The following is a 20,981-nucleotide window of genomic DNA, read 5'->3' on the forward strand; positions in this document are numbered from 1 at the left end:
TAGCACTACTTTGGCAGAAATCTGATTTTTGGGATTCCCAAGGTGGGATTCCAGTGATTCATAGGGAGCCAGCTTTTCGAAGGGGCTGGCGATGGATACGGATTGGCGTGGCGAACTGGACGAGTGGTTGGCACCGTTTGTAGCGGCGTTGCGACACAAGACGCGTGGCCGGATGTGTCCGGCGTATATCGCGGGACTGATCGGCCCGGGGGATCGCAAAAGCATACAGCCGATGGCCGCCCGGACAGATGATGTCAGCTACGATCGGCTGCATCATTTCATCGCCAGCGGCGTGTGGGACGAAGCACCGCTGGAGGCAGCTCTGCTCGCCGAGGCCGACCGGCAGGTAGGCGGCGAGAAGGCCTGGCTGATCATCGACGACACGGCGCTGCCCAAGAAGGGGCGCCATTCCGTCGGCGTGGCGCCGCAATATGCGTCGGCACTGGGCAAGAATGCCAACTGCCAGACGCTGGTGTCGGTGACGCTGGCATCTGGCGAAGTCCCCATCATGGTCGGCCTGCGCCTGTTCCTGCCCGAGAGCTGGACCGGAGACGTGGCCCGCCTGGAACGGACTGGAGTTCCTCTCGATTGCTGCCCCTACAGGACCAAGCCCGAGATCGCGCTCGCTGAGATCGATCGGGTCGGCGCTGCGGGTGTTCGTTTCGGCTGTGTCCTGGCGGATGCGGGCTATGGCATGTCCGCACCGTTCCGACAGGGGCTGAGTGAGCGCGGGCTTGCATGGGCGGTGGGCATACCTTTCAGACAGAAGGTCTACCCCGCCGATGTTGGGATGATCTTCCCGATCGCTGGAAGAGGTCGCCCTCGCAAGAACGCCATCCCCGACGCAAAATCGATATCCGCCAAGGCAATGCTGGAGATGGCAAGGTGGCGCAAGGTGAGTTGGCGGCGCGGGACCAAAGGGCCACTCTCGGCGCGGTTCGCTGCCGTTCGCGTGCGTGTCGCCGATGGTCCGCCCCAGCGCATCCGGGACATGGGTGCGCAACATCTGCCCGGCGAGGAGGTGTGGTTGGTCGGGGAGCATCGCTCGACTGGCGAGCGCAAATACTACCTCTCCAACCTGCCTGCCAGCACGCCAATCAGGCAGCTTGCCGGCGCCATCAAGGCCCGCTGGGTCTGTGAGCAGGGGCATCAGCAACTCAAGGAAGAACTCGGCCTCGATCACTTCGAGGGTAGATCATGGAAGGGGCTGCACCGACACGCGCTGATGTCCATGATCGCCCTGGCCTTCTTGCAGACCCAGCGCCTCAAGCAGGCCAAGGGGGAAAAAAAGGACTGCCGGTCCGCCTCCACAGCCGAGCTTACCAGCGATCAGACAGGCCATCATTGACCGCTTCTCCAAGCCACCGGATCGGCCATGCCCGCACTGCGGTCGCTGCATATCTGACCCGACACCAGAAAATCTGCCAAAGTAGTGATAGTTGCCCGAATCGTTGAGCGGAATGCCGTCAACGGTCTGCGAAATGCGGTCGGAACTGAAACCGCGGATCGTGAACGAGCCACCCAGCGAACCGAACGGGTCGTTGTTGGTGAAGCTGACGCCGGGGACCAGGTTCAGCGTGTCGTTGATGGTCTGGCCGGGGGTCTGGCGCATGATCAGTTCGGATTCGATGGCGACCTTGGCCTTGGGCGAATCCGGGATATCAACACCGCCGACATCGGTATTGCGCGCGCCGGTCACGACGATCGCGTTGTCGAACTCGGAGCTACCGGTGGACTGCGCCTGTGCTGCCGATGGAATGAGGAAGGCGGTGGCAGCGCTCAGTGCGCTGGCTGCCAGGAGATACTTGCAATTCATGGATAGGGAGACCCTTCGATTTCTAGCCAATGCTGGTTCGAGGGGGCCCCGGTATGCGGCGAATAAGACAGGAATTGGTAACAAATGTTACCAGTAAGTTTCGTTGCTGCGATACGATGTCTTGATTGTGACGCTGGTTGTCATCTGAGGGCCGTATTTGCGCAGAAATGGCGGAATTCCGCGCGTCAAGGCGTTGTTGCTGGTGTGCCACAGTGCCTGTCTATTTGCGCTGCAACATGAGTGCAGCGCCGCGTGGGGTCACTCGGCAACCGCATCCATCAGGATGAATGTCGCATCCTGTCGCTGGTGGGCATTGATGAGCGGGACCAGCCGGGTGAAATGCTCGGTTTGGCAATGCGCGTCGAGCGCGGCGCGATCCGGCCATTCCTCAATGAAGATGAAATGTCCGGGATCTTTCTGGTCCACGAACAGGTCGTAGGCGATGCAAAGCTCTTCCTGTCGGCTCTTCTCGACCAGTTCGCGGTAGAACGGCAGAACGATCTCGACGGCTTCGGGTTTGATGAAATCCTGTGCGATGACCTTGAGCATGATCTGTCCTTTCAAGCAACGCGCTTCTTCCGGGGGGGGGGGGCGGGGCGGCTGTTTGCGGGCGACATAGCAGAGGCGCGGCCTGCCGGGCCGTTCAATTCACAAGTATTTCGTTTGTGCTTTGAACGGCCTGGAAGCGGCTTAATGCACAGACTTCATGCTGTCAGTCTGGCGGGCAGGGCGGCTGCGCAGGGCCGCAAGGGCGAACAGACAGAGCAGCAGGTAACAGCCCATCGGCACGATAAAGGCCGTGACGTAGCTGGTCGCGCCCGACACTGCGCCGACCAGCGGCGGAATGAAGGCACCGCCGATGATGCAGGTGCAGAGCATGCCGGAGGTCGCCTGCTGGCTCGCGGTCGAGCGTTCCAGCGTCAGGGTGAAGATCACCGGAAACATGATCGAGTTGAACAGGCCAATACTCAGCGCGACAAAGCCTGCCGATACGCCGCCCACGGAAAAGACGTAGAAGCACATTGCCGCGGCCACGAGCGTGAACATGACCAACAGCTTCGCCGCCTGGAAACGCGCCAGCAGGACCGTCCCGATCGCCCGGCCTACCATCGCGCCGCCCCAGTAGAAGGCGACGGCCTTGGCGGCCTCCTGCAGCGACACGCCCGGATTGCCGTCATTGCCCATCACATGACCCAGCAAGGGCACGGCGAAAGGCGCATCGGACTGGCCCCACACCTGATCCATATTGAGGAACAGCGCCATCTGCGTGCCGATGGCGACTTCGGCGCCCACGTAAAGGAAGATTGCCGCTCCACCCAGCAAGGCCCAGCGCGACGAGAACACGTCTGCGATCATCGCCCCCACGCTTGGCGTGGCCTCCGGCTCGGGCGCCGCCGCCGACACCGTGCGGCGCGAGAGCCAGAAGAACAGCATCAGCAGGATCAGCAGACCGCAAATCCAGAAATAGGCGCGGTCGATCCCGCCCAGCGCGTTGGCGCGGACCTCGGGCGTGATCTCCATGCCCTCGGCGACCTCAACGCCTTCGAGAAACAGGATCCCGCCGACGATCGGACCGATGAAGGTGCCGAAGCTGTTGAAGGTCTGCGACAGCGTCAGGCGGAAGTGGCTTCCCTCGGGCTTGCCCAGCGAAGCGGCGAGCGGGTTTGCTGCGACCTGCAGAATGGTGATGCCGCTGGCGAGCCCGAACAGGCCGAGCAGCACCAGCGAATAGGTCGCCAGATTGGCCGCGCCCAGCATCACGAGGCAGGCCACCGCCATCATGCCCAGCGCGAGCAGGATCGCGGGCACCGGCCGCAGCCGGGCAACCAGCGCCGCCGCCGGGAACGAGATCAGGCCATAGGCAATGAAGAAGGCCGAAGCCGACAACTGCGCCTGAAAGTCGGTGAGCACGAAGATGCCCTTCACCGCGGCCACCAGCGGGTCGATCAGCGAAGTGATGAAGCCCCACGCAAAGAACAGCGTGGTAACGGCGATGAAAGCCGCGCGCACGCTGGCGCCCTGAGCAGTCGGTTGTGTCATGTGCCTTTGTCCTCCCAAGACCGGCGGCCCGCTCAGAACGAGCAGGCCGTCCCTTCCGGTATATCCTGTCGTGCCACCGATGCGATACCGAGCGTCAGCGGCCCTTGCGAGGCGATGGTCAGCGCGTTGCCGAGGCCGGGCAGGCATTGCTCGGTCAGGACCATCTCGCGCCAGCCCTTCAGCTCGGAATGTTCGAGCTGCGCAGTGATGTCGAGCGTGGTGTCTCCCACGGTGACAGTCACGGGCGCCGAGGGGCGCCGGGTGATGGTATAGGCGATGACGTAGTCTCCGCTTCCCTCGCCCTCCTGCGCGATGGTGAGCGAGGAGCCGGGGGCGAATGTGATTTCGCGTGCGTCCTCCTGCCGGTTCCGGTCCACGCCGCGTGCGCTTACACCAGCCGCCGTTCCGCGCAGGTTTGCGAGCTCAACGCCGCCGGCGCTGGCGGTGATGCCCGATGCAAGGCGTCCGTCCGCATACCATTGCGCGCCCGCGTCGCCGGACAGGAAGGCGCAGGTCTCGTCGAGTTGGGTGAGGGTGGAACGCTCGCCCAGCGACAGGCCGTAGCCGAGCGGGAACAGCACCCTGTCGGTGCCGGCGAGCGGACCGCCAGCACAGTCCTTCGGCCATGAGAACGACAGCCGCCCGGTTGCCTCGCGCTTGCCGAACAGGACATCGGACACGCCCTGGCCTTCGCTGCCGGGAAGCCAACTGGCCACGAAGGCATCGGCAGCGTTCAGCTCGCGGTTCACCCACATCGGGCGCCCCGAGAGGAACACTGCCACCGTGGGGATACCCTGCGCCTTCAGGCGGAGCAGGATGTCGAGCCCCTCTTCATCGGTGAAGGCGAGCGTCTTGCGGTCGCCCGAGAACTCGGCATAGGGCTCCTCGCCGAACACCACCACGGCGACATCGGGGGCTTCGCCGGTGAACGATCCATCGGCGGAAAGCCGGGCTTCGCCGCCTGTCGCGGCGGCCTCGCTGGCGATCCCGGCATAGATCGAGGTTGCGCCGGGGAAGTATTCCGAGGTCAGCTCGCGCCCGCCCTGCCAGGTCAGCGTCCAGCCGCCCGCAGCCTGCGCCACGCTGTCCGCGCCGCTTCCTGCCACGAGGATGCGCGCATTCGGCTTGAGCGGCAGCACGCCGCTGTTCTTCAGGATCACCTGCGACTTGGCCACGGCTTCGCGCGCCACGGCGCGGTGTTCGGGCGAGCCGAGCAGGCGCATGTCGCCGGCATTGGGCCGGTCGGAGGGCCTTGCGGCATGGTCGCCGAGCAGTCCGGCGCGCATCTTGGCGCGCAGCACACGTCCGACCGCCTCGTCGAGCCGCGCCATCGGGATCGTGCCGTCGTTCACCTGTGCCACGAGATTTTCGAGCAGGGGCTTCCAGTCGTCGGGCACCATATAGACATCGAGGCCCGCCAGAATTGCCTGCGGACAGTCGGAAACGGTGCAGCCCTCGATCTGGCCGTGGCCGTTCCAGTCGCCGACGACCAGGCCATCGAAGCCCATCTCGCCGCGCAACAGGCCGGTCAGCAGTTCCTTGTTGCCGTGCATCTTGCGGCCGTTGATCGAATTGAAGCTGGCCATCACCGCTTCCACGCCCGCGTCGATCGCGGCGGGGTAGGGCACCGCATGCACCGCCTTCAGCGCCTCGATGTCACCATTGACGTCGCCCTGATCGATGCCGTTCTCGGTTCCGCCGTCGCCGAAGAAGTGCTTGGCAGTGGCGATGACATGGCCTGCACCGAGGAAGTCCCCGGAGGCCGGATCGCCTTGCAGCCCTTCGATCAGCGCGGCGCCCATCCGGGCGACCAGTTGCGGGTCTTCGGAATAGCTTTCGTAGGTCCGGCCCCAGCGGTCATCCTGCGCCACCGCGACGGTGGGCGAGAAGTTCCAGTCGATGCCGGTGACTTCGATCTCGACCGCGGTAGCTGCGCCGATGCGCCGCACGACATCGGGATCGTGCGTTGCGCCCAGGCCGATATTGTGGGGGAAGATGGTCGCGCCGATGATGTTGGTGTGGCCGTGGACCGCGTCGGTGCCCCACATGGTCGGGATGACCGGCTCGCCATTCGTCATCGGCTTGACCGAAGCGTCGTACATTTCGTCGGCAAGGCGCAGCCACTCGGAAGCGGGGGCGAACTCATCGCCGTAGGGGCCGCCATTGCCGCCGTTCAGATAGCTGCCGAAGCGATAGCGCTCCATGTCGGCAGCGGTGAACGAATTGATCTGCGGCTGAATGAGCTGGGCGACCTTGCGCTCCACACTCATCCGCGACAGCAGATCGGCGATGCGGGCATCCTCCGCACTGCGCGCGTTAGCCGGGGCCTGCGATACCGCCACCGGATCCACCAGCGCAGGCGTGCAACCCGCTACCGAGATCGCACAGGCAATCGCCAACACACTTGTCCGCATTTCAATCCTCACCGTCGCTATTGTGAACGTTCTCAATTGTTCTTTTGCATGTGCGGTGGCGATTGGCAAGGGGCTAAAGCGGGCGGGGAAGTGTGAGCAGCAGCAGCGCGGCAAGGGCGGCGCAGATTGTCAGGGCGAAGAACAGCCCCGAGAAGCCGAACACCGGCACGAGCGCCAGCGTCAGCCACGGCATGACCAGCGACGGGGTGGTGTTGGTGAGGTTGAACAGCCCCAGGTCGCGCCCGCGATTGCTCGGCCTTGGCAGCACTCGCAGCGTCTGCCCGCCGTGGATGGCGAGAAACACCGATGCCGATACGCCGAACACCACATATCCGATCATTGCCGAGAGCAGCGTATCCGACAAAGCCATCAGCAGCAGGCCGACCGCGGCGCCAACGGCAGCCACGGGCAGCGGCAGGAAAGGCCTGTTGACGCGATCGGCCCAGCGCCCGGCAGTGAGGGCGACCGGCACCGACACGACGAGGATCACGCTGAAGATCTGCGCCACCCGTGCGTCGGTCATCACCGGGTCGACGGTGCGGAACCAGAAGTAGAGATAGGCAAACAGCGCCGCTTCGGAGATTTGAATGAGCAGCCGCGCCAGCCACATTCGCGCCACGGTGAATGGCGAGGTGGCAGACCGCTCATCGTGGCCGGCATCGCGCGACATTCCTGTGTCGTCCATCAGGTCGGGGAAGGGACGGGGGCGGCCGTACAGCAGGGCGGGCAGGACGAACGCCGCGACCAGCCCCGCGACCAGCCACAGTCGCCCATCCGGCCCGGCGAGGCCCGGCAAGGTTACGAATGCCGCAGACAAGGCTCCGAGCGCGGGCGACAGAGACAGCAGCCCGCCCAATGTGCCCTTCTGCACATCGGGAACGCAGTCTCCCGCCCATGCCGTCAGTGGAGCCAGCATCATGTTCACCGCCAGTTGCCAGACAATCATCACGAGCACGAGCAGCCGGATGTCGTCGACCAGCGAGAACGACAGCAACAGCAGCGACGACAGCACGAGCCCGGCCACGATCCACGGCGTTCGCACGCCCGATTTGTCGCTGAGCCAGCCGAACAGGATGTTCCCGCCGCTGGACGCGAGCGCTCCGAAAAAGGTGGCGTAGGCGAGCCATTCGATATCGCCCGAGCCGACCATTGCCGTGATGCGGACGGGCAGCAGCAGCGTTATGAACGGAGTGTAGGAGATCGCGCCGCCAGCAGCGGCCAACGCATAGAGCAGCAGGAAGCGGTTGGCTTGCTTCTGCTGCTGCGCCTGCGTCATGCGGACGGAGTGGGGGCGGCGGTCGATTCCCGCACGATCAGGCCGGGCTCGATCACTTCCGACTCGCCAGGCGGATCCTCGCCCCTGTTGGCGGCGATCAGCAGTTCCACCGCCCGCGACATCGTCGCTGCGACTGGCTGATCGATTGCCGTCAGCGAGGGCGTGCGCAGCTTGGCGGCAGGCGTGTTGTCGAAGCTGATGAGCGACAGATCGGCGGGGATCGCCAGCCCCATTTGCTGCGCCACGTCCATCGCCGCGAAGGTCATCTGGTCGCTGCTGGCGATGATCGCGGTCGGCCGCTCGGGCAGCGCGAGCAGCGCGCGGGCGCAGGCAACGCCGCTTTCGTAGCCGAAATCGCCGCGCACGCAGAGGTCGTCATGCGGCAGACCGCGTTCGCGCATGACCGCCAGCCAGCCATCCTTGCGCCATGCGCTGAGCTGGTAGTCGCGCGGTCCGGCGATGAACCCGATCCGGGTGTGGCCAAGATCGGCGAGGTATTCGCTCGCCATGCGCGCCGCGCCTTCGTCGCCCATCACCAGCGGGATGCCGCCGCCGTTGCCTATCGAACCGATGCGCGCGAAAGGCACCTTGCGCTTGGCAAGCATGGTGGTGATCAGCGGATTGTCCGAATGCGGCGGCGTGAGGATCACCCCGTCGGGCTCCAGCGCCACCAGCGCCGCGTTGAGTTCGCGCTCGACATGGTCCGAATGGGTGTCGACCAGTTCGAAGATCATCCGGTAGCCGAGTTCGGCGCATTTCAGCATTCCGCCGAGCAGCATCTGGTCGACCCAGTCATTGCCGCCGCGCGCCTGCCAGTCGGCGATCGTGCGCTCGCGGTCGTTCAGGGCGAGGATCAGGTAGGAGCGTGAGCCGCTCATCCGCCGCGCCGCGATGGAAGGGATGTAGCCGAGCTTGTCGATCGATGCCTGCACCCGCTCCTTCATCGCGGGGCGCACGTTCGGCTCGTCATTGATGACGCGGCTGACCGTTTGCAGCGAAACGCCGGCATCGGCGGCCACATGTTTGATCGTTACGGATTGGCGCCGCCTCGCCATCAGCATTTACCCCGTCAATACCGGCAGGTCGGTTGCCTAGCGCCGCCAGGCTCGCATTGCCAGACCCGGACCCAGTCGATTGCGAATTGCTTGGGGAAGCCTTCTTCGGCAACTCCGCCCAGCGCGCGCTCTTCTGGCAGGCCGCCGCCGATGGCGAGGTTAAGCAGGAGGTGGAATGGCTGGTCGAACGGCGCATCGGGCGCCTTCGAGCCCGAACTCCACCAGTCGCTGTTCACCTTGTCGGCATAGACCTCGCCGTCGAGTGTCCAGCGGATACGGCCCGGCTCCCAGATCACGCCATAGGTGTGAAAGCCGTCGAGCACCTGCGGCGCGGACACTTCGGTGCTGTCATAGGCGTTGTCGGGCCATTGCCCGCCGAAGTGCAGGGTGCCAAGAATGGTGTTCTCGCCGCCGGGCTCGCAGCCATCGTCGCATTCGACCCCGAGGTTCACGGCCTCAAGGATGTCGATCTCGCCCGAGGCGGCCCAGCGGCCATAGGTGTTGGCCTCCGGCAGCATCCAGATCGCCGGCCACACGCCCTGACCTTGCGGCAGCTTCGCGCGCACCTCGATCCGGCCATAGGCCCAGGCGGCCTTGCCCTTGGTGCTGAGGCGTGCGGAGGTGAAGCGCCTTGTGGCCGTTGCCTGCGGGTCGGATTCTGCCGCGAGGTAGGGCGGCAGCGCAGGGCCGGTGTGGTCCTCGCGCCTTGCCGTGATCGTCAGCAGGCCGTTCGCCACCGAGGCATTGCGCGGACTGTCGGTGTAGCACTGGCGCTCGTTGTTACCGCCGCCCCAGCAGTCGATTTCGAACGACCAGTTGGCGGGGTCGAGCGCATCGCCGTCGAATTCGTCAGACCAGACCATCTGCCATTGCGGCTCGGGCCGGGGCGTGACCGTGGCGCAGGATGCGAGCCCCAGCGCGGCGAGTGATACTGCTCTTTTCATAGCCATCTCCCATGGAGAAAGGGTCGCCATGGAGGAGCATGGCAACCCTTTCCCATTGCGCCCCTTGGGGCAACCTGCGCGTCAGAAGTTGAAACGCGCCAGGAAGGTGAAGCGGCGGTCGTTGCGGAACGCCGAGCGGGCGACCCGCGTGCCGGCGAAGTCGAACACCTGGCTAGTGCGGGTGACTTCGTCGAGCAGGTTAACGCCCTGGACACCGATCTTGATGGTCGGCGTGACGTCGTAGAAAATCGAGGCGTCGAGCTGCCCGGTGGCCTCGCCGTAAATGGGCGAGAACGGGAAGATCACGTCGCGCGGCGTTTGCAGGAACTCCGAGCGCCAGTTGTAGGCGGCGCGCGCCGAGAAGCGATTCTTCTCGTAGAACAGCACCGCGTTGACCGTGTGCTTCGAAATCCCGGCCAGCGGCAGGCCTGCCGCAAACGGGCTCTGCTCGGCTCCGACCGTCGAGTTGGTGAATGCACCGCCATCGACGTAGGTATAGGTGAGCTGCGTTCCGAGCCCCGACAAGACACCGGGCAGAAAGTCGTAGGTCTGCTGATAGGCGAGTTCTGCCCCTTTCAGCGTGCCCTCGTCGACGTTGACCGGGCCGTTGATCAGCACTTCGATGGTATTGTCCTGTGAACTGGTGAGGTTCTGGACGGTAGCACCCGGATTCTCCAGCTTGCTGACCTTCTTCATGAACAGGGCAGCCGTCAGCGAACCGACGCGGCTGAAATACCATTCCGCCGAGAGATCGAAGTTCCAGCTCTCGGTCGGGCGCAGCTGCCGGTTGCCCGTGTCGAGGCGGAACAGCGGGCCGGTATCCTGCGTACCCGCATCGACCAGATTCTGCGTGTTGTCGAAGACAAGACCGCCAGTGCGGAACTGGTCGAGGTCAGGCCGGAAGATGCCCTTGGACACAGCCGCACGGAAGACATAGCCGTTCCCGGTGTCGAACCTGACGTTGAAGCTTGGAAGCCAGTGCTCGTATTTCTCCTTGGCGAAATCGTTGAAGATGTCGCCGGTCATGCCGTCGACGAACTCCTGCTGGCGCTCCGGGGAAAGCGAGCAGAAGCCGGGCGCAGTAGGGCCGGTAACATTGGCGCAGCGGTTCTGAAGGTCTGCCACTTCGGCCACGCCATTTCCGTTGCCGCCGAAGTTTGGCGAGTTCGGATCCCCTTCGACCGAATTGACCGGCGCATCGAGATAGTCGGGTCGCATGAAGCCAACCACGCCGCGCGAACTGACGTCGGTACGGACGTAGCGCAGGCCGATATTGCCTGAGAGGCTGGCGCCGCTATCGAAATCATGACCGAAATCGACGCGGACATAGGCGGCCGTGGTGATCTCCTTGATCGGAATGATCTCGGGCGGGCAGAACGGATCGCAGGCAGTGGCCTGACCTGTGACCGGGTCGGTATAGGTTCGCCCGTCGATCAGCGGACGGCCTTCGGGCGTCAGCGTGAAGTCGCGGATCGCCTGCAGCTGTTCGCCCAGTTCGCCGGAGAGGTACTTTGCCACAAGGTCGTCGCCGCCGAAGAATATCGCTTCGCCGTTTTCGGTCGGCGCGGGGGCATTGCCGCGCTGGAAGTTGTTGCCGAAGGGCGAGTAGACACCAGCGAGCTGAGGGAAGTCAGAGGCATAGGCCCCGCCGCAGCCATAGGCCTGTGCATCGGCACAATCCCAGTTGCCGCCGCGACCGGTCCAGGGCGCGCCGAGGTTCGACCAGTTTGAGAAGTTCGCGTTGCGGGTCGTTCGCTTGCGTTCTCCCCAGCGCGCACCGAAGCGCGCTTTGCGGAAGAAGCCGGTGTCGCTGAAATCGTATTCGAAGTCGCCCCGCAGCGTGTACAGCTTGCCTTCGTTCTTGATCTGGTTGTCGAGGTTGAACCAGAAATAGGATTGCGTCGGATCGGTGAAATAGCCCCCGCCGGACGAGGTGGTGCCGGGCTTGTAGAACTGGATCGAAGGCGTCTTGCCGCTGTTGTCGATAGCGATATCGGCATAGGTCTGCATCGCGGCGATAAAGCCGGCCTGATTGCGATCCGAATTGACATACTGGAATTCGAAGTTGCTGCGGAAGCGGTCAGTCAGCTCGAATTCGATGTCGAGCGACAGGTCTTCCGTCATTGCATCTTCTTCCTGCTCGAAGCGCAGGTTTTCGGTCGAGATACCGGGGATGCCGCCGTCCGAAATCTGGGTCAGGATACCCTTCTGGAAGAGGTTGCCGTTATATTCGAACTGGGTGCCGGGCACGGGTTCGGGGAAGAAGGCATCGTTGTTCACCAGCGCCAACTGCGAAAACTCGCTGAGCGAACCCTGCGTTGCGGCACGCATGTATTCCGCGGTAACCCGCAGGCGGCCGTCGTTGCTCTCGAACTGGCCTACGGCAGAATAGGCCTGCCTGTCACGGGTCAGGTGGGTGGTGCGCACACCCGCGCCCTTGGGCACGATGACCGAATTGGGCGGCGGGAAATTGGTGGCGTCGAAGTCCGTATCGCCCGAAAATCCGCCCGAGCCGACCGGCCGCACGCGGATACAGCCGGAATCCAGCGTCTCGGCACGATAGCACGGATCGGTGATTTGCGAGGCGTCGGTGCGCGTCACCAGGCGCTGCTGCGCATAGCCCAGTTGGAGGCCGAAAGTGCCGAGGCGGGTGTCGAAGGTGTTGGAGGCGAGGGCGGAAAAGCCGGGCGACCATTCGTTGGCGAGATCGCCCACGTTGGCCTCGACTGTGCCAGCGATATGAAACCCGCGCTTGTCGAGCGGCTTGCGGGTGACGAGATTGACCGTTCCGGCGATGCCGCCGTCGATCATGTCGGCGGTGGTGTTCTTGAACACTTCGACCCGGCCGAGCAACTCGGGAGAGACGTCGTTGAAGCCGAGGGTGCGGCCGCCGTTGGCGGAAAAGATATCGCGCCCGTTAAGTTCCGAGCGCACGAACGGCAGGCCGCGGATGATGACGCCCGAGCCTTCGACGGAGAACCGATCGGGATCGTCGCGGCCGACAAAACGGCTGATATTGACGCCGGGGACACGTTGCAGCGATTCAGCCACCGAGCGGTCGGGCAGGGCGCCGATGTCCTCGGCGGTGATAACATCAACCACCGTGTCGGCATCGCGCTTCACGTTCTGCGCGGATTCGAGGCTGGCGCGGAAGCCGGTGACGACGATCTGGTCAGACGGCTGCGCATCGCCGGTTGCCGGCTCTTCGGCATCCTGCGCCATTGCTACGCCTGGCATGACAAGGCCCAGCGCAATGATGGATGCAGTGGTCAGCGCCAAGGTGCGGCGCGAATCTGTTATAGCTTTATTGATCGTGCGAGACACGGCAAGAATCCTCCCCAAACCACGGTTTAGGCACAGAAGTACCTACCGTTCGATCAGTCGTTAGATAAAATTGTGATCGTTCTCAAGATAAAAATGAACGTTCACAATTCTGTCGGCTAGTCATATAGGCTAGGTGCTGCGTAGCCGGGATAAGGCGCGCTCAATGGAGAGGAGAGAGAAGTGGCGATCGAACGGATCGTAATCGTCGGCGGGGGTACGGCTGGCTGGATGACCGCCGCCGCGCTGTCGCGGATGAAGGCCGGGCACCGCAAGCTCGAGATCGTACTGGTCGAATCGGAGCAGATCGGCACGGTCGGCGTGGGCGAGGCGACGATCCCGCCTTTCGTGGACTTCAACCGCCTGCTCGAAATCGACGAGGCGGAGATGCTGGCAGCGGTGCAGGGCACGTTCAAGGTCGGCATCCAGTTCGAGAACTGGGGCCGGATCGGCCAGAGCTATCTCCACCCCTTCGGCACCTATGGCTATGAGATCGACGGGGTCTCGTTTCATCATGTGTGGCACCGGCTGAAGCAGGCTGGCGACCCGCGGCCGATCCAGGCGTTCAACCTGGAAACGATGGCCGCCCATTTCGGCAAGTTCCTGCGCACTCCCGACTACGAGAGCGATCACCTGCCGCCGATGAACTATGCCTACCACATCGACGCCACCCGGTACGCGCGCTTCCTGCGCAGCTATGCCGAAGCGCGCGGCGTGGTCCGGCGCGAGGGCAGGGTGGCGGACGTTGCGCTCGATGGTGAGAGCGGCCATGTCGCCTCGATCACGATGGACGACGGCGAGGTGATGCCGGGCGATTTCTTCGTCGATTGCTCGGGCTTTCGCGGCCTGCTGATCGAACAGGCGCTGAAGACCGGTTACGAGGACTGGAGCCACTACCTGCCCTGCAATCGCGCCGTGGCGCTGCCGTGCGAGCGTGAGGATGGCAGTCCGCCGGCGCTCTTCACCCGTGCCACGGCCCATTCGGCGGGCTGGCAATGGCGGGTGCCGCTACAGCACCGCAACGGCAACGGCCATGTCTATTGCAGCGAGTTCATGGGCGATGACGAGGCCCACGCGATCCTCGTCGCCAATCTGGCCGGAAAGCCCGGCGCCGACCCCAACTTCCTGCGTTTCGTCACCGGGCGGAGAAAGAAGTTCTGGAACCGCAACGTGGTCGCGCTGGGGCTGGCCGCAGGCTTTATGGAGCCGCTCGAATCCACCTCGATCCATCTCGTGAACACCGGGATCAACAAGCTTGTTTCGATCCTGTCGCTCGATGGGGTGACGCAGGAGCAGGAGGACGCCTTCAACCGTTTGACGGCCAAGGAATACCTCCGCATCCGCGACTTCCTGGTGCTGCACTACAGCGCCACGGCGCGCGACGATTCTCCGTTCTGGAACCACGTGCGCACGATGGACGTGCCCGATACCCTCAAGGAGAAGATCGCGCTGTTCCGCAGCAATGGCCAGATCTTCCGCGAGGATGACGAACTGTTCATCGAAACCAGTTGGGCATCGGTCATGATGGGGCAGGGCATCCAGCCGAACGGGCACAATGTGATGGCCGATGCGCTGCCGCTGGACCAGTTGCGCGGCGAGATCGACGGGATCGAGCGCTCCATCCGCTATCTCGTCGAGCACATGCCGAGCCACGCGGACTATCTGAGCAAGTATTGCAAGGCCGAAGCCGGGTAGGCTCGCGTCAGAGCGGCACCGCCGTCGTGTATTTTACCTGGGCCAGCGTGAAGTGCGAGGAGCCGGTGGCGACTGACGGATGCCGCAGCACGGTGCGCATCAGGAAGCGGTTGTAGTCCTCCACGTCGGATACCAGTACCCGCAGCAGATAGTCCCAGTCGCCGGACATCGAGTAGCACTCGATGATCTCGTCACGCGAGGCGATGAAGTTCTCGAATGCCTCGGTGGTTTCGATCAGGTGGTTCTTGATCTTGATGTGGCAGATAACGTTGACGCTGCGGCCGAGGCGCGCGGCGTTCACCAGCCGGATCTGATGGCCAAGAACCCCATCGGCTTCGAGCGCGCGAATGCGCCGCCAGCACGAGGCCGTCGATGCGCCGACGCGCTCCGCCAGTTTCGCGTGGCTGATCGAAGCATCGCGCTGCAATTCGTGCAGGATCTTGCGGTCGATCGCGTCAATCGGACGTGTGGAACTCATGCGGTTGCTCCATCGGCATCGGGATGGCGTTTTGGCGCCGCTGGGACCAGGCCAGCGAGCTCCACCCAGCAAGCCTTGTATATGGCCTTGATAGAGTTTCATCAAATAATCTGAATTTTTGATCGATATATTGCAAGATGGCCGCGCAATGGCCGTTTGATGAAACCTGATTTCGTGCACGTGCGATATGATGGTGCCATGGCAAACCTCGCCTCTCCTCCGCCGGGAGCAGCGCCCGACTGGACCATTCCTCAGCACTGGAATGCCTACACTGCTGCCGAACACGCGATGTGGGACCGGCTGTTTGCGCGTCAGGCGGCGATGTTGCCCAGGCGCGTGGTTCCAGCCTTCATGGACGGCCTCGACATGCTGCGTCTGTCGAAGCCGGGCATCCCCGATTTTGACGAGCTGAACGACCGCCTTGGACGCAAGACGGGCTGGCAGGTCGTTGCGGTGCCGGGGCTGGTGCCCGATGAGGTGTTCTTCGAGCACCTCGCCAACCGACGCTTCGTCGCCGGGCGTTTTATCCGCACGCCCGCGCAGCTCGACTATATCCAGGAGCCGGACATCTTCCACGATGTGTTCGGCCACGTTCCGCTACTCGCTCATCCGGTCTTCGCCGACTACATGCAGGCCTATGGCGAGGGCGGCCTGCGCGCGGCCCGGCTCGGGATGATCGAGGCACTGGCGCGGCTTTACTGGTATACGGTGGAGTTCGGGCTGATCCGCGATAGCGGCGCGCTGAAGCTCTACGGCGCGGGCATTGTTTCGTCCTACGGCGAGAGTGTGTTCGCGCTCGATGATCCGTCGCCGAACCGCATCGGGTTCGACCTCGAACGGGTGATGCGCTCGCACTACCGGATCGATGACTATCAGCAGAGCTACTTCGTGATCGAGAGCTTCGAAGACCTGCTCCAGCAGACGCGCGATGCCGACCTCGGCCCGATCTACGAGCGCCTGCGTGGCAGCTCCCCCATTGAAGTCGGCGCTCTGACACCGACCGACACCGTCATTCATCGCGGTACGCAGGCCTATGCGCTGGCCAAGGCTGCGCGCCGCCAGACCAATTGAGAGAGGACCAAGACATGAGCCTGTTCGAAAATCCCATCGGCCTTGACGGCTTCGAGTTCGTCGAATTCAGCGCCCCCGAAAAGGGCCTGCTGGAGCCTGTGTTCACCGCCATGGGCTTCACCCTCATCGCCCGCCACCGTTCGAAAGACGTGCAGCTGTGGCGGCAGGGCAGCATCAACCTCATCACCAACTACGAGCCGCGCAGCCCCGCCGCCTATTTCGCCGCCGAGCACGGCGCATCGGCCTGCGGCATGGGCTGGCGCGTGAAGGACGCGGCCAAGGCCTATGCGATGGCGGTCGAACGCGGGGCCGAGCCGGTCGAGGTCCACACCGGGCCGATGGAGCTGCGCCTGCCCGCCATCCGCGGGATCGGCGGCTCGATCATATACCTGATCGACCGCTACGAAGACGACAACGGCGGTCTGTCTATCTACGACATCGACTTCGTTTACGAGCCGGGCGTCGACCGCCACCCCAAAGGCGCGGGCTTCCAGATCATCGATCACCTGACGCACAACGTCTATGGCGGGCGCATGGCGCACTGGGCCAGCTTCTACGAGCGCATCTTCAACTTCCGCGAAATCCGCTATTTCGACATCAAGGGCGAATATACCGGCCTCACCAGCAAGGCGATGACCGCGCCCGACGGCAAGATCCGCATTCCGCTCAATGAAGAGGGCAAGGCCGGTGGCGGCCAGATCGAGGAGTTCCTGCGCGCCTACAACGGCGAGGGCATCCAGCATATCGCGCTGCTGTGCGACGACCTTATCGCCGCGTGGGACAAGCTGCACGCGCTCGGCGTGCCGATGATGACCGCGCCGCCCGCAACCTACTACGAGATGCTCGACGAGCGCCTGCCCGGCCACGGCGAGCCGGTCGCAGAACTGCAGGCGCGCGGCATCCTGCTGGATGGTTCGACCGAGGACGGCGACCCGCGCCTGCTGCTGCAGATCTTCGCCCAGCCGCAGATCGGCCCGGTGTTCTTCGAGTTCATCCAGCGCAAGAAGGACGAGGGCTTTGGCGAGGGCAACTTCACCGCGCTGTTCGAAAGCATCGAGCGCGATCAGGTGCAGCGCGGCCTGCTGACAAAGGAGGAGCCCGCATGAGCACGACAGCCCCCGAACTCAAGCGCATCCACCACGTTGCCTATCGCTGCAACGACGCGAAAGAGACCGTCGAATGGTACGAGCGGGTGCTGGGCATGACCTACACCACCGCCTTTGCCGAGGACAAGGTGCCCTCCACCGGTGAGGACGATCCGTACATGCACGTCTTCCTCGATTGCGGCGGCGGCAATGTGCTCGCTTTCTTCGAGCTGCCGGGACAGCCCGCGATGGGGCGCGATCCGAATACGCCGGTCTGGGTCCAGCACCTCGCCTTCGAGGTCGCGGACGAGGCGGCGCTGCTGGCGGCCAAGGCCCATATCGAGGCGCAGGGCATCGCGGTGCTCGGCCCGACCTTCCACGGCGTGTTCCGCTCGATCTATTTCTTCGATCCCAACGGCCACCGGGTCGAGCTGGCCTGCAATATCGGCACACCCGAGCAATATGCCGAACTCAAGCGCGTGGCCCCGCTGATGCTCGACGAATGGAGCCAGACCAAGCGTGCGCCTCGCCATGCAGAATGGCTGCACAAGGACCCGAACGCGTGAAGCTCGCCAGCCTGAACCACGGCCGCGACGGCCATCTGATCGTCGTCGCCGATGACCTTGCCAGCTATCTCGATGCCTCCGCTGTTGCCCCGACATTGCAAGCAGCGCTCGACGACTGGGCCGCCTGCGCGCCTCTGCTCAAGGCGCTGGCCGAGCGGCTGGCGGCTGATCCGGCTGGAGGCGAAACGCTCGATCATTCGGCGCTCGCGGCTCCCCTGCCGCGCGCCTATCAGTGGGCGGACGGGTCGGCCTATGTGAACCATGTTGCGCTGGTCCGCCGCGCTCGCGGGGCGGAAGTGCCGGACAGCTTCTGGCACGATCCGCTGGTCTATCAGGGCGGCTCGGACCGCTTTCTGGCTCCCCATGCGGCGATCCCGCTCGCCGACGAGGCCTGGGGCTGCGATATGGAGGGCGAGGTGGTCGTCGTCACCGACGATGTGCCGCAAGGCGTAACTGCGGAGGAGGCGCGCGGGCTGATCCGGCTGGTCGGGCTGGTGAACGACGTTTCGCTGCGCAATCTCATTCCGGGCGAACTGGCCAAGGGCTTTGGTTTCTATCAATCGAAGCCCGCCAGCGCGCTATCGCCGGTGTTCGTTACGCCCGAGGCGCTGGGCGAGCGCTGGCGGGACGGGCGGCTCCACGGGCCGCTCAAGGTCAATCTGAATGGCCAGCCTCTGGGGCGCGCCGATGCGGGCACCGATATGACTTTCGACTTCGGCACGCTGATTGCGCACCTCGCCAGGACGCGCTCGCTGGGGGCGGGCACCATCGTCGGCTCGGGCACGGTATCCAACCGCGATGCCGATGGCGGGCCGGGCAGGCCCGTGGCCGATGGCGGCCTCGGCTACAGCTGCATCGCTGAACTGCGGACGGTCGAGACGATCCGCGACGGCGCGCCGGTAACGCCGTTCCTGAAGGCGGGCGATCAGGTCCGCATCTGGATGGAGGACGATATGGGGCAGGCGATCTTCGGGGTGATCGATCAGACTGTTGCCGCCACGGCGGAATGAGCGCTTGCCAAGGCACCGGATCAGCGTGTGGGCGGCACAGCAATTGGGGCTGCCGGGAGTTGTTGGCGCGCCGGTTTGGGGCGCAGCGAAGAGTCTGACGATGGCTGGCAGGTAGCACTGGACATCACCCGCGTGAGCGCCGTAACGGCTGCGGATGAGCATCCTTGCAACGATCATGAACACCGCCACCGGTCGCCCGATTCAGAAGATGTCCTTCGGCCGGATGCCGAAGCCGTGGGCCAGCTTCACCCTTGAAACCGGCCAGCTCGTCACCGCCGAGCGGATCGACGTCGGCAAGCCCGCGCCGGGCAAGTTCATCGCCCCGGTCGAGGTCTGGGTCACGCTCAAGCCCGAAGAATAAGCCAAGGCTGCCCGCCGCCCGGGCTCCCTGTGCGCGAGATAGGACAGGCCACCATGACCGACCCCAAACCCGCCGCACGTGCCATCGGGATCGATTTCGGAACGACCAACTCGGTCATCGCCAGCACCCGCGCCGACGGGGACACGGCGCTGGTCGAATTTGCCGCACCCGGCGGCGCGTCCGACGTGTTCCGTTCGGCGCTGTGCTTCTGGCAGGAGCATGCCGTGCGCGGCGGGCTCGGGCACGAAGCAGGCCCATGGGCCATCGCCGAGTTTCTCGACTTTCCCGAAGGCAGCCGCTTTCTGCAGTCGTTCAAGTCGCTCGCCGCCAATCCCCTGTTCGAGAGCGCCAGCCTGTTCGACAAACGGCTGCGGTTCGAGGAGCTGGGCCAGATCTTCCTCACCCATCTGCTCGCCCATGCAGGCGAAGCGCTGGCCGATCTGCCCGACAATATCGTGATCGGCCGCCCGGTGCGCTATGTCGGCGCGCGGCCCGATCCGGCTCTGGCGCGCGCCCGCTATGATGCGATGTTCGCCATGCTCGGACGCCCGGTTCACTACGTCTACGAGCCGATGGGCGCGGCCTATGGCTTTGCCTCGCGCCTGAACGATCCGGCGACGCTGATGGTGGCCGATTTCGGCGGCGGCACCAGCGACTTCTCGATCGTGCGGGTGGGCGCCCCCGGCGCGGCGAAGCGTTGCGTGCCGCTGGGCTCGGCGGGCATCGGCATTGCCGGAGACATGTTCGACTATCGGATCATGGACCATCTGGTGCTCCCGCTGCTGGGCAAGGGCGGCACCTATCGCTCGTTCGACAAGGTGCTGGAAATCCCCTCCGGGCACTATGCCGATTTTGGCGACTGGTCGCGGCTCGCCCTGATGCGCAACCGGCGCACCCTCGATGAGCTGGCGCGCCTGCAACGCAGCGCCACCGATCCGGCTGCGATCGAACGCATGATTGCGGTGATCGAGGGCGAACTGGGCCACGCGCTTTACGAAGCGGTCGGGCAGGTGAAGCGCGCCCTTTCGCGCGACACCGAGGCAGAGTTTGCCTTTTCCGCAACGGGGCTTGCTATCGCGGCGGAGGTCAGCCGTAAGAACTTCGAAGACTGGATCGCGCCCGATCTGCAACGCATTGATCAGACGGTCGACGCGGCGCTGAACCAGGCCGGACTTTCCGCGCAGGATATCGACCATGTGTTTTTGACCGGCGGATCGTCGCTGATACCGGCGGTGCGCAGGCTGTTCGAACAGCGCTTTGGTGACGAGCGGATCGCGCAGGGCAACGAGCTGACCTCGATTGCCCATGGGCTGGGCTTGATGGCCGCCGATCCCGATCTTGCCGATTGGGTGATTGAGGAAGAGGAGCAATCATGAGCGTAGCCTTCCGCCGCGAGGGCGATGACGAACATCTCGAACCCAAATTCGAGCTGCCCATTCCGGCCGGTCCCAATCTCGTCACCGCGCGAGGGCTGGCGCAGATCGACGACAAGGTCGCTGCACTGGAGGCGGCGCTGGCGGGCGCGGAGGACGAAACCGAGATCGCCGCCCTGAAACGCGACCTGCGCTACTGGCACACCAGGCAGACAACCGCCGAACGCATGGCCGAGCCTGATGGCAGCCGGGTGGCCTTTGGCACCACGGTGAAATTCACGCTCAACGGTCAGCAGCGGGCGATCACCATCGTGGGCGGCGATGAGGCCGATCCGGCGGCGGGCCTGCTGGCCTTTTCGGCTCCGCTATCCCGCGCGATGATGGGCAGCGAGGTGGGGGATCTGATCGACTTCGCGGGCAATGCCGATGCGATAGAGATCCTCGCCATCACCGTGGCGGGGGCCTGACAGACGGGG

17 protein-coding genes and 1 pseudogene are annotated in these 20,981 nt (G+C 64.3%); 9 read left to right on the forward strand and 9 right to left on the reverse strand.

Annotation, left to right across the window (positions count from 1 at the left end):
- Nucleotides 1-91 precede the first annotated feature (91 nt).
- Nucleotides 92-1,348, forward strand: a complete 1,257-nt coding sequence (locus D2V17_RS15405; RefSeq protein ID WP_119592595.1) for an IS701 family transposase — start codon at nt 92-94, stop codon at nt 1,346-1,348.
- An 87-nt stretch (nt 1,349-1,435) separates the two neighbouring features.
- On the opposite strand, the pseudogene D2V17_RS15410 reads toward D2V17_RS15405, so the two are convergent.
- The 8 genes and pseudogenes from D2V17_RS15410 to D2V17_RS15445 all read right to left on the reverse strand — a co-directional run.
- Nucleotides 1,436-1,816 (reverse strand): annotated as a pseudogene (locus D2V17_RS15410) (TonB-dependent receptor plug domain-containing protein); the annotation flags it as partial.
- 258 nt (nt 1,817-2,074) lie between these two features.
- Nucleotides 2,075-2,365: a putative quinol monooxygenase gene (locus D2V17_RS15415; protein ID WP_119593693.1), complete on the reverse strand. Its 291-nt coding sequence runs from the start codon at nt 2,363-2,365 to the stop codon at nt 2,075-2,077.
- Between the two features lie 141 nt (nt 2,366-2,506).
- Nucleotides 2,507-3,856: an MFS transporter gene (locus D2V17_RS15420; protein WP_119593694.1), complete on the reverse strand. Its 1,350-nt coding sequence runs from the start codon at nt 3,854-3,856 to the stop codon at nt 2,507-2,509.
- A 32-nt stretch (nt 3,857-3,888) separates the two neighbouring features.
- Nucleotides 3,889-6,270, reverse strand: coding sequence for a glycoside hydrolase family 3 protein (locus D2V17_RS15425; protein WP_119593695.1), 2,382 nt, complete (start codon nt 6,268-6,270; stop codon nt 3,889-3,891).
- 73 nt (nt 6,271-6,343) lie between these two features.
- The gene (locus tag D2V17_RS15430) at nt 6,344-7,546 is read right to left on the reverse strand and encodes an MFS transporter (RefSeq protein WP_119593696.1); all 1,203 of its coding nucleotides are present in this window, start codon (nt 7,544-7,546) and stop codon (nt 6,344-6,346) included.
- A complete protein-coding gene (locus D2V17_RS15435) occupies nt 7,543-8,601 on the reverse strand; it encodes a LacI family DNA-binding transcriptional regulator (protein ID WP_119593776.1) in 1,059 nt (352 codons plus the stop codon). Before D2V17_RS15435 ends, D2V17_RS15430 begins: the two co-directional genes overlap by 4 nt.
- Nucleotides 8,602-8,615: 14 nt before the next feature.
- Entirely contained in the window at nt 8,616-9,545 is a 930-nt protein-coding gene (locus tag D2V17_RS15440; RefSeq protein ID WP_220474131.1) for a glycoside hydrolase family 16 protein, read from the reverse strand.
- A gap of 81 nt (nt 9,546-9,626) precedes the next feature.
- The gene (locus tag D2V17_RS15445; RefSeq protein WP_119593778.1) at nt 9,627-12,782 is read right to left on the reverse strand and encodes a TonB-dependent receptor; all 3,156 of its coding nucleotides are present in this window, start codon (nt 12,780-12,782) and stop codon (nt 9,627-9,629) included.
- 267 nt (nt 12,783-13,049) lie between these two features.
- Between D2V17_RS15445 and D2V17_RS15450 the strand changes: the two genes are divergently transcribed.
- Entirely contained in the window at nt 13,050-14,561 is a 1,512-nt protein-coding gene (locus D2V17_RS15450) for a tryptophan halogenase family protein (protein WP_119593699.1), read from the forward strand.
- Between the two features lie 7 nt (nt 14,562-14,568).
- On the opposite strand, the gene D2V17_RS15455 is transcribed toward D2V17_RS15450, so the two are convergent.
- Nucleotides 14,569-15,039 (reverse strand): Lrp/AsnC family transcriptional regulator, encoded by a 471-nt coding sequence (locus D2V17_RS15455; protein WP_119593701.1) that lies wholly within the window; start codon nt 15,037-15,039, stop codon nt 14,569-14,571.
- Between the two features lie 159 nt (nt 15,040-15,198).
- Between D2V17_RS15455 and phhA the strand changes: the two genes are divergently transcribed.
- The 7 genes from phhA to D2V17_RS15490 all read left to right on the forward strand — a co-directional run bounded on the left by phhA (nt 15,199) and on the right by D2V17_RS15490 (nt 20,972).
- The gene (gene phhA / locus D2V17_RS15460) at nt 15,199-16,110 is read left to right on the forward strand and encodes a phenylalanine 4-monooxygenase (protein WP_245978747.1); all 912 of its coding nucleotides are present in this window, start codon (nt 15,199-15,201) and stop codon (nt 16,108-16,110) included.
- 14 nt (nt 16,111-16,124) lie between these two features.
- On the forward strand, nt 16,125-17,216 hold the full coding sequence (gene hppD / locus D2V17_RS15465) for a 4-hydroxyphenylpyruvate dioxygenase (protein WP_119593705.1): 1,092 nt from the start codon (nt 16,125-16,127) through the stop codon (nt 17,214-17,216).
- Nucleotides 17,213-17,761 (forward strand): VOC family protein, encoded by a 549-nt coding sequence (locus tag D2V17_RS15470; RefSeq protein WP_119593707.1) that lies wholly within the window; start codon nt 17,213-17,215, stop codon nt 17,759-17,761. The genes hppD and D2V17_RS15470 overlap by 4 nt, the downstream gene beginning before the upstream one ends.
- Nucleotides 17,758-18,771, forward strand: coding sequence for a fumarylacetoacetate hydrolase family protein (locus D2V17_RS15475; RefSeq protein ID WP_119593780.1), 1,014 nt, complete (start codon nt 17,758-17,760; stop codon nt 18,769-18,771). The genes D2V17_RS15470 and D2V17_RS15475 overlap by 4 nt, the downstream gene beginning before the upstream one ends.
- 154 nt (nt 18,772-18,925) lie before the next feature.
- Nucleotides 18,926-19,132 carry a hypothetical protein gene (locus D2V17_RS15480; RefSeq protein ID WP_119593709.1) on the forward strand — a complete coding sequence of 69 codons (207 nt, stop codon included), beginning with the start codon at nt 18,926-18,928 and terminating at the stop codon, nt 19,130-19,132.
- Between the two features lie 53 nt (nt 19,133-19,185).
- Complete coding sequence (locus tag D2V17_RS15485; protein WP_119593711.1) at nt 19,186-20,508, forward strand: Hsp70 family protein; 1,323 nt, start codon at nt 19,186-19,188, stop codon at nt 20,506-20,508.
- Entirely contained in the window at nt 20,505-20,972 is a 468-nt protein-coding gene (locus D2V17_RS15490) for a GreA/GreB family elongation factor (protein WP_119593713.1), read from the forward strand. Before D2V17_RS15485 ends, D2V17_RS15490 begins: the two co-directional genes overlap by 4 nt.
- The last annotated feature ends 9 nt before the right edge of the window (nt 20,973-20,981 follow it).

Origin of the sequence: Aurantiacibacter xanthus, from assembly GCF_003584015.1 — a bacterium.
Lineage (GTDB): Bacteria > Pseudomonadota > Alphaproteobacteria > Sphingomonadales > Sphingomonadaceae > Alteraurantiacibacter > Alteraurantiacibacter xanthus.